Annotated in this window: 9 protein-coding genes, 1 rRNA gene and 3 other annotated features; of the genes, 4 read left to right on the top strand and 6 right to left on the bottom strand. The window is 51.4% G+C overall.

Annotated elements, in window-relative coordinates; all coding sequences use genetic code 11:
• Positions 1-177 precede the first annotated feature (177 nt).
• Complete coding sequence (yihI, locus tag SK54_RS02175) at positions 178-693, bottom strand: Der GTPase-activating protein YihI (RefSeq protein WP_015569898.1); 516 nt, start codon at positions 691-693, stop codon at positions 178-180.
• A 579-nt stretch (positions 694-1,272) separates the two neighbouring features.
• Here yihI and yihA point away from each other — a divergent pair.
• Positions 1,273-1,902, top strand: coding sequence for a ribosome biogenesis GTP-binding protein YihA/YsxC (gene yihA, locus SK54_RS02170; protein ID WP_003861913.1), 630 nt, complete (start codon positions 1,273-1,275; stop codon positions 1,900-1,902).
• A gap of 312 nt (positions 1,903-2,214) precedes the next feature.
• Here yihA and polA read toward each other — a convergent pair whose 3' ends face one another.
• Entirely contained in the window at positions 2,215-5,007 is a 2,793-nt protein-coding gene (polA, locus tag SK54_RS02165) for a DNA polymerase I (RefSeq protein ID WP_017382666.1), read from the bottom strand.
• A gap of 439 nt (positions 5,008-5,446) precedes the next feature.
• On the opposite strand from polA, the gene SK54_RS02160 reads away from it, so the two are divergent.
• A complete protein-coding gene (locus SK54_RS02160) occupies positions 5,447-6,355 on the top strand; it encodes an acyltransferase (protein WP_026080562.1) in 909 nt (302 codons plus the stop codon).
• Between the two features lie 22 nt (positions 6,356-6,377).
• Here SK54_RS02160 and dsbA read toward each other — a convergent pair whose 3' ends face one another.
• The 3 genes from dsbA to SK54_RS02145 form a co-directional block, all read right to left on the bottom strand.
• Positions 6,378-7,001 (bottom strand): thiol:disulfide interchange protein DsbA, encoded by a 624-nt coding sequence (gene dsbA, locus SK54_RS02155; RefSeq protein ID WP_003861908.1) that lies wholly within the window; start codon positions 6,999-7,001, stop codon positions 6,378-6,380.
• A gap of 27 nt (positions 7,002-7,028) precedes the next feature.
• Entirely contained in the window at positions 7,029-8,015 is a 987-nt protein-coding gene (locus SK54_RS02150; protein ID WP_048246655.1) for a serine/threonine protein kinase, read from the bottom strand.
• Between the two features lie 75 nt (positions 8,016-8,090).
• Complete coding sequence (locus SK54_RS02145; RefSeq protein ID WP_003861904.1) at positions 8,091-8,360, bottom strand: YihD family protein; 270 nt, start codon at positions 8,358-8,360, stop codon at positions 8,091-8,093.
• Positions 8,361-8,428: 68 nt separating this feature from the next.
• On the opposite strand from SK54_RS02145, the gene mobA reads away from it, so the two are divergent.
• Positions 8,429-9,013 carry a molybdenum cofactor guanylyltransferase MobA gene (gene mobA / locus SK54_RS02140; RefSeq protein ID WP_048246652.1) on the top strand — a complete coding sequence of 195 codons (585 nt, stop codon included), beginning with the start codon at positions 8,429-8,431 and terminating at the stop codon, positions 9,011-9,013.
• Positions 9,010-9,513: a molybdopterin-guanine dinucleotide biosynthesis protein MobB gene (mobB, locus tag SK54_RS02135; protein ID WP_048246651.1), complete on the top strand. Its 504-nt coding sequence runs from the start codon at positions 9,010-9,012 to the stop codon at positions 9,511-9,513. Before mobA ends, mobB begins: the two co-directional genes overlap by 4 nt.
• Positions 9,514-9,612: 99 nt before the next feature.
• On the opposite strand, the gene rrf is transcribed toward mobB, so the two are convergent.
• Positions 9,613-9,728 (bottom strand): 5S ribosomal RNA (gene rrf, locus SK54_RS02130).
• A 78-nt stretch (positions 9,729-9,806) separates the two neighbouring features.
• Positions 9,807-10,679: a sequence feature (23S ribosomal RNA rRNA prediction is too short), on the bottom strand.
• Position 10,680: 1 nt separating this feature from the next.
• Positions 10,681-11,440: a sequence feature (23S ribosomal RNA rRNA prediction is too short), on the bottom strand.
• A 76-nt stretch (positions 11,441-11,516) separates the two neighbouring features.
• Positions 11,517-11,713, bottom strand: a sequence feature (23S ribosomal RNA rRNA prediction is too short).
• Between the last annotated feature and the right edge of the window lie 81 nt (positions 11,714-11,794).

Here is an 11,794-nt window from a genome sequence, read left to right as displayed (position 1 = left end):
CCGTTGGTGTCGCGTTCGTATACGGCGGCCCGTTCTGGTCCCGTTGCGGGACATCATTCGGGTACGCAGCCACTTCTGTCGCCGCGACAACCGCCGTAGTTTAACGAATAACCACACCAGATAACATATAACCGGAAGGGTTATAAGCAGGACGAGTGTACCTGCCGGGTGCAAATGTTAGTTTCCACCTTTCAGCAGACGCATCATATCTTCCTGCTTTTCGTCTTCCTCTTCGTCTTCTTCATCATCGTAGGACAGACCCAGCTTCTGCATCAGTTCATCAATGCGGTCCAGTTTGGCGTCCACCCAGGACTGCTCTTCAGCGGTCAGGGTTTCACCCTCTTCAAGACGTTCCAGCAGCGCATCCAGGCGCTCATCGTTCTCCAGCATATCCAGCTCAGCCTGCGGTGAAAGCATAGGTTTCTCGCTCTTTGGTTTGTGCTGCTTAGTGACCGGCGTGTCTGTCACGCCCAGTGGAATGGGAGTTTTACTGCCGATACGAGGATCTTTCTGCTGTTTGCCTTTTGCAGAAGCGCCTGCGGCACCGCCACCGTTAGCACGGCTACCCGCAGCATGGCCACGATGTTTTTTATCGCGTTTGCGATCGCGCGCTTCCTGATTCAGTTCTTCGCGCGTTTTGCGGCGTGCTTTTGCAGGGCGTTTCACGCCCGCAGCGGAGGTCGGTTTTTTCATGATGTTTTATCTTTAAGTCGTTTTCTTCAGTATAGAATTGCGGCGAAATCTAGCAGAAAGCAAGCAAAGAAAAAAGGCGACAGAGCAATCTGTCGCCTTTTTTCCTGACTCACAACCCTTAACGGGTCAGACATTCCCTGTTTGCCTGCAACAAACCCTGTTTATCCCTTGGCTACTACCGTCCGTGATACGGTTCCGTTTCCTGTTAAAAACGCCTCCAGGCGCCGGTCGTCCTGACAATCCTGAGTCTTCGCCTCCTGGCGCTCCTGACCCTTATCCTTAAGTCGTTATCCTGTTGGCATCCTCGCCCTGGCACACACTTTACCTTGTTCCCTTAAACTAACAAGCTATGAAAAGGTACAAAACCGGATTTTCAGATAATTACTCATTAATAACTCTTTGAATTTTAATATTTTGAGTTTTTTAGCGCCTGCGATTTCTCTTAAATTTCTCATACGCTTAAGGGCAGATCTCTTACATTCCGTAGGGCTTTCACTTACATGTCAATGACGAAGGGAAAAGCCTTTTGCCCGCATTCAGGTATAATCCCCGCAGATTACGATTTTTGGAGACGACCACGTGACTACCTGGAACTACCAACAGACGCATTTTGTCACCAGTGCGCCCGATATTCGCCACCTGCCCTCAGACACAGGGATTGAAGTGGCATTTGCTGGCCGCTCCAATGCGGGAAAATCCAGTGCCCTGAATACGCTCACCAATCAGAAAAACCTGGCGCGTACCTCAAAAACACCTGGCCGTACTCAGCTGATTAACCTGTTTGAAGTGGCTGAAGGCAAACGCCTGGTCGATTTACCGGGCTACGGTTACGCGCAGGTACCGGAAGAGATGAAGATCAAATGGCAGCGTGCGCTGGGTGAATACCTGGAAAAACGCATGTGTCTGAAAGGTCTGGTGGTGCTGATGGATATTCGTCATCCGCTAAAAGATCTCGACCAGCAGATGATTGACTGGGCGGTGGCAAGCGATATTGCGGTGCTGGTGCTGCTGACAAAAGCAGATAAGCTGGCGAGCGGCGCGCGCAAGGCGCAGGTGAACAAGGTTCGTGAAGCGGTGCTGGCATTCAACGGTGATGTACAGGTTGAACCGTTCTCCTCGCTGAAAAAGCAGGGCGTGGATAAACTGCGACAGAAGCTCGACAGCTGGTTTAACGATCTGGAACCGGCGACTGAAGCGGAAGCAGAGTAACAACAGGCGCGGCGATGACCGCGCTTTTTTTCGCCTGAAACTTTCTTTGCCGCAATAAAAAACGCCCCAGTCATTACTGACTGGGGCGGCTAAAATATTCAGCCAAATCCGATTACGTGAAGTAAAAGGTCTGAAAGATAGAACATCTTACCTCTGTACCCTACGTCGTTAACTCTACTCTTTTTTTATCGCTGGACAAAGCACTTTTTGTAGTTTTTTTTCATTCTTTACATAGGGAATTCTAATGATCGTCACAAAACGCGCGTACTTATGTTGCTTACTTACATAAAACGCGCGTTATTCCGATAACCATTAGTGAGCCTGATCCCAGTTTTCGCCGCTACCCACTTCCACCAGCAATGGTACGTCCAGCTTCATGCTGTTTTCCATCAGTTCATGGATCTTCTGAGAGACCGTCTCCAGATCGTCTTTATGAACTTCAAAGACCAGTTCATCGTGTACCTGCATGATCATTTTCACGCGCGGTTTCTCTTTTTCGAGCCAGGCATCGACGGCAATCATTGCGCGTTTAATGATGTCCGCCGCAGTGCCCTGCATAGGGGCGTTGATCGCAGCACGTTCAGCACCAGCCCGGCGCGCGGCGTTGCTGGATTTGATGTCCGGAAGGTAGAGACGACGGCCATCCAGCGTTTCAACGTAGCCTTTCTCTTTCGCCTGCGCGCGGGTACGTTCCATATATTCCAGCACGCCCGGATACCGCTCGAAGTAGAGATCCATATACTTCTGCGACTCTTTACGCGGGATATTGAGCTGGCGTGAAAGACCAAAGGCACTCATGCCGTAAATCAGACCGAAGTTGATCGCTTTTGCACTACGACGCTGCTCGTTTGTCACGCTCTCCAGCGGCAGCCCAAACACTTCGGCAGCGGTTGCCCGGTGGATGTCCTTCCCTTCGGCAAAGGCCGTCAGCAGGCCTTTGTCGCGTGACAGGTGCGCCATAATACGCAGTTCGATTTGCGAGTAGTCCGCGGAGACAATCAGATAATCCTCTGGCGCAATGAAAGCCTGGCGAATACGGCGGCCCTCTTCATTACGCACCGGAATGTTCTGAAGGTTAGGATCGGTTGACGAAAGTCGCCCGGTCGCCGCCACAGCCTGGTGATAGGAGGTGTGCACGCGGCCCGTTTTCGGGTTGATCATCAACGGCAGTTTGTCGGTATAGGTCGATTTCAGCTTAGCCAGACCACGGTATTGCAGAATAACTTTTGGCAGCGGATAGTCCAGCGCCAGCTCTTCCAGCACCTCTTCAGAGGTTGAAGGGGCGCCACCCGGGGTTTTCTTCAGCGGCTTGATACCCTGTTTTTCAAACAGGATGGTTTGCAGCTGTTTCGGTGAAGACAGGTTAAATGCCTCGCCAGCAAGCTCATGAGCTTTCTGTTCAAGCTCGGTCAGGCGCTGCGCCAGCTCACCAGAGTGGTTATGCAGCACCGTTGGGTCGATTTTAACGCCATTGCGCTCAATGCGGGACAGCACAGGCACCAGCGGCATCTCAATGTTCTGGAACACATTCAGCGGCCCTTCGTGCTTCTGCAATTTCGGCCACATTTTGAGATGCAGCTGTAGCGTGACGTCAGCGTCTTCCGCGGCGTAGCGGCCTGCTTCTTCCAGCGCGATCTGGTTAAAGGTCAGCTGATTTTTGCCCTTACCGGCAATTTCTTCAAAGGTGATGGTTTTGTGTTTCAGCCAACGATCGGATAAGGAATCCATATCATGGCGGCCCGCCACGCTGTCCAGAATGTAAGATTCCAGCATGGTGTCAAAAGCGATACCACGCAGCTCAATGCCGTAGTTTTGCAGAATACCGCGGTCGTACTTCAGGTTTTGCCCAACCTTCAGCACTTTCTCATCTTCCAGAATCGGCTTCAGCAGTTCTAAGGCGCGCTCGCGGGAGATTTGCTCCGGCGCATCCAGATAGTCGTGAGCCACCGGAACATAGGCTGCAATACCCGGCTCCGTTGCGAATGACAGGCCCACCATATTAGCCGTAATGTTATCAAGGCTGTCCGTTTCGGTATCGAAAGCAAATACTGGCGCTTTTTTCAGCTTTTCAATCCAGGCGATGAGCCGTGACTCTTCAAGGATGGTTTCATAGTTGTCGAAGGAGAGCGCTACCGCCTCTTCTTCTGCCTGCTCTTCGGCATTGACAACGATGGTCTCTTTCGGCTTCGCCGCAGGTTTAGCCCCTTTCGCCTGAAGCCATTTCCCGGCTTCAACATCCGCGGTCCAGCGTTTAAATTCGTATTTTCTGAACAGGCCAAGCAGTTCGGCGGCGGCGGGTTCCTGCACTTCCAGCTGCTCGCAGGTAAGCTCCAGCTCTACGTCAGTTTTGATGGTGGCCAACTGATAGGAGAGATAAGCCACCTCTTTGTTATCGGCGAGCTTTCCGGCCATGGTTTTTGCGCCACGGAAGGTAAGACCGGCAATTTTGTCGGGTTCTGCATACAGCGTATCCAGCCCGCCCAGCCCTTGCAGCAGCGCCTGAGCTGTTTTTTCGCCTACGCCCGGTACGCCAGGAATGTTATCCGAGGAATCGCCCATCAGGGCGAGGAAATCAATAATGAGCTCTGGCGGCACGCCATATTTGGCGACCACTTCTTCCGGGCCAAGAATGGTGTTTGTCATGGTGTTGATCAGCGTGATCCCGGGCGTTACCAGCTGCGCCATGTCTTTATCACCGGTACTGATCAGAACCGGGCGGCCTGCTTTTTCCGCTTCGCGCGCCAGGGTACCAATTACGTCATCAGCTTCAACGCCTGAGACCGCCAGCAGTGGCAGCCCCATCGCTTTCACCATAGCGTGCAACGGTTCAATTTGCGCACGCAGATCGTCAGGCATAGGGGGACGGTGAGATTTGTAATGCTCAAATAATTCATCGCGGAAGGTTTTACCCTTCGCATCAAACACCACGGCCGCATGGGTTGGGTGGTATTGCAGAATCAGGCTGCGAAGCATATTCAGCACGCCGTACATTGCGCCGGTAGGTTCCCCTGCGCTGTTGGTCAGAGGAGGAAACGCATGATACGCCCGATACAGGTAAGAAGAGCCATCGACGAGTATAAGTGGGTTTTCTGGGATCTGAACCATAATGTCCGTGCCTTTTATGAATTTATGGGTAAAGGATGCCACAGAAGGATGAAAACATCAGGTTTTAGCGCTTTATACAGAAAAAGATTTTGCGATCGGGAAGATCGCTCGCAAAACAAAACTGTGGATAAGTTTGTGCATATTTTTAATACAGGTGAATAACAGCTTTATAAAAGTGATACTGAAAACTTATTTATATAATAAAATCAAAGCATTGCTATAAGATCACTTAAGATCGCGCTTCACTGATGTTTATTTAGTCTATGTGGATATAAGACTTAAGCACTCTGTCTATATGCAAAAATTCGCTGCCTGGCAGGAAAAGCCGCAGCCTCCTGGTGTGAAACCGCCCTGGTCTGAGCGAATTTCTGATAAGATCGGCGCCCAGCACCGGATAGCCGGCTGCTCAATTACAGCTAACTATCTGAATAAATTCATTATGTCGAGAATACTCGCAGCGATAACATTATGGTTAAGCGTCATTTTAACTATTCTGGTTACCATCGCCTGTTCTGTGCCAATCATCGTTGCCGGAATAATTAAACTTCTGCTGCCTGTCCCTCCGGTATGGCGCGCGGTGTCTGCTTTTTGTAATTTTATGATGTACTGCTGGTGTGAAGGGCTGGCGATCCTGCTGCATCTGAACCCCTGGCTGAAGTGGGATGTTCAGGGGCTGGAGAAGCTGAACAAAAAGAACTGGTATCTGCTGATCTGCAATCACCACAGCTGGGCCGACATCGTTGTATTGTGCGTACTGTTTCGCAAACACATTCCGATGAACAAATACTTTCTGAAACAGCAGTTGGCCTGGGTGCCTTTCATTGGTCTGGCCTGCTGGGCGCTGGATATGCCGTTTATGAAACGCTATTCACGCAGCTATTTGATTCGTCATCCGGAACGCCGCGGTAAGGACGTGGAAACCACGCGCCGTTCTTGCGAGAAGTTTCGCGCGCATCCCACCACCATTGTTAACTTCGTCGAAGGATCGCGCTTTACCGAAGAGAAGCGCCAGCAAACTCGCTCTCCTTATCAGAACCTGTTGCCGCCAAAGGCTGCGGGTATCGCAATGGCGCTCAACGTGCTGGGTGAGCAGTTCGATAAATTGTTAAACGTAACGCTCTGCTATCCGGAAAACGACAGGACGCCGTTCTACGATATGCTCAGCGGCAGGCTGACGCGTATCGTTGTCCGCGTTGATCTGGTGCCCGTCAATACTGAGCTGCACGGGGATTACGTCAACGATAAAAACTTCAAACGTCGTTTCCAGCTTTGGCTTAATACACTCTGGAAAGAGAAAGACGAGCAGATAGCGAAGATTAAATCTTCATACAAAAACGCCGGTCAGTGACCGGCGGTTTTCTTTATGTTTGTTACTTTTTCTCAACCAGGTATTTCACGGTATCAGCGTACTGTTGTACGAAGATATCCATGCTGGTCGTGTCCATACCACGCATATTCACCTGGTATTTGCCGTTAACATACATCGCCGGCACGCCCTGCAACTGGAAGTCAGCGGCAGCTTTTTCCTGCTGTGCCACGAGAGATTTCACCACGAAACTGTTCCAGGCAGCGTCGTAGTCTTCACCTTTAACACCGGCATCCACGAACACTTTACGGATATCTGCCGTAGTTTGTACGGTCTGGGTTTTCTGTACGGCTTCAAACATAGGCGCGGTGATCTTATCTTCCACACCCAGCGCAATCGCGACCGCCCATGCCTGAGTCAGATCTTTACCCAGTGGGCCAAGGAACTCAACGTGGTATTTCGTCATTTTGGTGCCTTCCGGCAGCTTTTTCTTCACGTTGTCAGAAACATGAAGTACCTGCTCAAACTCGTAGCAGTGCGGGCAGTAGAAGGAGAAGAACTCCAACACCTGAGGCTCGCCAGCAACAGGCTTGTCCAGCGTAATGTACTGCTTGCCGTCGGTAAACTGCGCAGCAGTTGCGCTAAATGCCAGAATCATACCAGCCAGCGCCAGCCAAATTTTTTTCATGATTAACTCTCTCCTGGGTGTGTCCAATTAATACATCGGCGTTAATTGCAAAGGGGGTTCCTGTAGAACCTTAACCTGCGCGGTAAATGTGGATATCTGGTTGCGCCAGTAATCCTCCCCGGTAAGCCAGGGGAAATTTCGGGGAAAAGCCGGGTCTTCCCAACGCCTGATTAACCACGCGAGATAATAAACAAATCGCATCGCACGTAAAGGTTCTATCAAGGCAATTTCGTCTGAATTAAAGGGGCTAAATTCTTCATAAGCTTCAATTATGGTCTCAAGCTGCATGCGCAGCTCGGCTTTATCACCGTTGAGCAGCATCCACAGATCCTGCACCGCGGGTCCCATACGTGCGTCATCAAGATCGACAAATAGTGGGCCATCGCGCCAGAGAATATTCCCGGCGTGGCAGTCACCGTGCAGGCGCAGAGTAGTAATATCATCCCGCCAGCAGGCTTTTACAGCATCAATAAGCTTATCGGTCGCCGTGAGGAAATTATCCTTTAGCGCATTCGGGATCAGCGCCGATGTTTCGAATACCTGTCGCGGCTCAACAAGATATTCCTGAACACCAATCGTCGGACGGGCAACAAACGGTTTTTTACGTCCCGTCTGATGAATGCGCCCCAGATAGCGGGCAACCCATTCCATCTGATCGATATTATCTGCCTCAAACTGTCTTCCGCCCAGGCTCGGAAATACCGCGTAGTAAAAGCCCTGATGGGTCAGCAGCGTTTGGTTATTGAATTTAATGGGTGCCGCAACGGGAACATCGTCATCCAGCAGATCGTGGGCAAACTGATGCTCTTCCTGAATTTGTTCTGCGGACCAGCGCTGTGGACGGTAAAACTTTACGACAAAGCGCTGGCGCTCTTCGTCCTGAAATTGGTAGACACGGTTTTCGTAGCTGTTTAAAGGGGTTAACCCGGAATCCACCCGAATACCCTGTTCGAACAGCGCATCCATAATGGTATCCGGGTGTAGTGTCTGGAAAGTAAAAGCCTGGTCGTTCATCCGATCATCCGGAAATTATACGAATGATTCAGGATATCATCTTGTGGCGATTTCGGTGGCTCCGCTTACAAGCTTTTACTCTTTAATTACGCCTCGGGCACGCAGTAATGCGGTTTTAAAATCCTCTTCATAATCTTTCTGAATGCCAGGAATAACAGCATCTTTAGCCGAGTCACGCATTTTCAGGTGGTAGATCAGGATGTCGTCAGAAAGGTCTGCCAGTTCGCCATCAAAACCTGACTCTTTCGCCAGTTTCTGTAAAAATTGCATCAGATTCAGCTCTGGCTCTTTTTGCCAGGCCGGCTGGAGAAGCTCAATGACTTCATTAAGACGTTTACATTTCATGGTAGTGCTCCTTTCATTTAGAGAGACACGTTAGCAGGGTCAATCCCACAATAAAAGAGGCGATATTCGTGAATCAATGCCAGGAAATCATCGGAGTTGTTCTGGCCGGGGGCAGGGCAACGCGTATGGGCGGAAAGGATAAGGGGCTTCAGCTCCTGAATAACACACCATTATGGCAGCATGTTGCTGATACGCTTGCAGATCAGGTGTCCTCGATGGCGATCAGCGCTAACCGACATGTTGATATTTATCAGCGCAGCGGGTATCCGGTTTATCAGGATAACCTGGTGGACCACCCCGGTCCGCTGGCGGGAATGCTTTCCGTTATGCAGCAGTCGCATGGAGAGTGGTTTCTCTTTTGTTCCTGTGATACGCCCTTCATCCCGTCCTGCCTGGTTGAACGTCTGGTGCAGCGGCGCGGTGGTGCTCCCGTCGTCTGGGTACACGACGGTGAACGCGACCATCCAACGATCGCATTGATTAATCGCTCGTTAATATCCGCGCTGGAAGATTACCTGGCCGCAGGAGAGCGGCGCGTCATGGTATTTATGCGTCAGTCCGGAGGGCATTCCGTTGATTTCAGCGACATGAAATCGGCGTTTGTGAATGTAAACACGACGGAAGATTTGCAGATAATGCAGGAGAAGAAATGATACCCGTATTAGCGATCTCTGCCTGGAGTGGCACCGGGAAGACTACGCTGCTAAAAAAACTAATACCAGCACTTTGCGCCAAAGGCATTCGTCCCGGATTGATTAAGCATACGCACCATAACATGGATGTCGATAAGCCGGGGAAAGATAGCTATGAGCTGCGTAAGGCTGGCGCTGCACAAACGATGGTGGCGAGTAACCAGCGCTGGGCGTTAATGACAGAAACACCGGATGAAGCACCGCTGGATCTCGTTTATCTTGTCAGCCGGATGGATCACTCCACGCTGGATCTGGTGCTGGTTGAGGGGTTTAAGCATGAGGCCGTGCCTAAGATCTTGCTGTTCAGAAACGGCGCCGGGCATGATGTTAGCGAACTAATGCTGGATGAGCATGTGATTGCCGTGGCCAGTGACGTTGCGTTGTCGCTGGAAGTACCGGTTCTGGATTTGAATAATGTGGAGGGGATTGCAGCGTTTATTTTGGCGTGGTGTGCAGTCTGAGATCTGCCGGGTGGCGGCTTCGCCTTGCCCGGCCTGCCGTTTTTCAGCAAACAAACGCAAAAAGGCCATCCTTCCGGATGGCCTCTTCACTTGATTGATGCCTGGCAGTTCCCTACTCTCACATGGGGAGACCCCACACTACCATCGGCGCTACGGCGTTTCACTTCTGAGTTCGGCATGGGGTCAGGTGGGACCACCGCGCTAAAGCCGCCAGGCAAATTCTGTTAATCTGTATCAGGCTGAAAATTTCGTCTCTTCGCCAAAACATCTTCGGCGTTGTAAGGTTAAGCCTCACGGTTCATTAGTATCGGTTAGCTCAACGCATCGCTGCGCTTACACACCCGACCTATCAACGTCGTCGTCTTCAACGTTCCTTCAGGAGACTTAAAGTCTCAGGGAGAACTCATCTCGGGGCAAGTTTCGTGCTTAGATGCTTTCAGCACTTATCTCTTCCGCATTTAGCTACCGGGCAGTGCCATTGGCATGACAACCCGAACACCAGTGATGCGTCCACTCCGGTCCTCTCGTACTAGGAGCAGCCCCCCTCAATTCTCCAGCGCCCACGGCAGATAGGGACCGAACTGTCTCACGACGTTCTAAACCCAGCTCGCGTACCACTTTAAATGGCGAACAGCCATACCCTTGGGACCTACTTCAGCCCCAGGATGTGATGAGCCGACATCGAGGTGCCAAACACCGCCGTCGATATGAACTCTTGGGCGGTATCAGCCTGTTATCCCCGGAGTACCTTTTATCCGTTGAGCGATGGCCCTTCCATTCAGAACCACCGGATCACTATGACCTGCTTTCGCACCTGCTCGCGCCGTCACGCTCGCAGTCAAGCTGGCTTATGCCATTGCACTAACCTCCTGATGTCCGACCAGGATTAGCCAACCTTCGTGCTCCTCCGTTACTCTTTGGGAGGAGACCGCCCCAGTCAAACTACCCACCAGACACTGTCCGCAACCCGGATTACGGGTCCACGTTAGAACACCAGCCATTAAAGGGTGGTATTTCAAGGTTGGCTCCACGCAGACTGGCGTCCACGCTTCAAAGCCTCCCACCTATCCTACACATCAAGGACCAGTGTTCAGTGTCAAGCTATAGTAAAGGTTCACGGGGTCTTTCCGTCTTGCCGCGGGTACACTGCATCTTCACAGCGAGTTCAATTTCACTGAGTCTCGGGTGGAGACAGCCTGGCCATCATTACGCCATTCGTGCAGGTCGGAACTTACCCGACAAGGAATTTCGCTACCTTAGGACCGTTATAGTTACGGCCGCCGTTTACCGGGGCTTCGATCAAGAGCTTCGCGTTGCCGCTAACCCCATCAATTAACCTTCCGGCACCGGGCAGGCGTCACACCGTATACGTCCACTTTCGTGTTTGCACAGTGCTGTGTTTTTAATAAACAGTTGCAGCCAGCTGGTATCTTCGACTGATTTCAGCTCCGCCCGCAGGGGCTTCACCTACATATCAGCGTGCCTTCTCCCGAAGTTACGGCACCATTTTGCCTAGTTCCTTCACCCGAGTTCTCTCAAGCGCCTTGGTATTCTCTACCTGACCACCTGTGTCGGTTTGGGGTACGATTTCGTGTTACCTGATGCTTAGAGGCTTTTCCTGGAAGCAGGGCATTTATCACTTCAGCACCGTAGTGCCTCGTCATCACACCTCAGCGTTAATAAGGTACCGGATTTACCTGGAACCTCCGCCTACATGCTTAAACCGGGACAACCGTCGCCCGGCTGACATAGCCTTCTCCGTCCCCCCTTCGCAGTAACACCAAGTACAGGAATATTAACCTGTTTCCCATCGACTACGCCTTTCGGCCTCGCCTTAGGGGTCGACTCACCCTGCCCCGATTAACGTTGGACAGGAACCCTTGGTCTTCCGGCGAGCGGGCTTTTCACCCGCTTTATCGTTACTTATGTCAGCATTCGCACTTCTGATACCTCCAGCATGCCTCACAGCACACCTTCAACGGCTTACAGAACGCTCCCCTACCCAACAACACATAGTGTCGCTGCCGCAGCTTCGGTGCATGGTTTAGCCCCGTTACATCTTCCGCGCAGGCCGACTCGACCAGTGAGCTATTACGCTTTCTTTAAATGATGGCTGCTTCTAAGCCAACATCCTGGCTGTCTGTGCCTTCCCACATCGTTTCCCACTTAACCATGACTTTGGGACCTTAGCTGGCGGTCTGGGTTGTTTCCCTCTTCACGACGGACGTTAGCACCCGCCGTGTGTCTCCCGTGATAACATTCTTCGGTATTCGTAGTTTGC

The sequence above is a fragment of the Enterobacter sp. MGH120 genome, assembly GCF_001037725.1.
Lineage (GTDB): Bacteria > Pseudomonadota > Gammaproteobacteria > Enterobacterales > Enterobacteriaceae > Enterobacter > Enterobacter hormaechei_C.
Note: the sequence above shows the minus strand (reverse complement) of the source record. Positions and strands in the feature narration are given on the sequence as shown.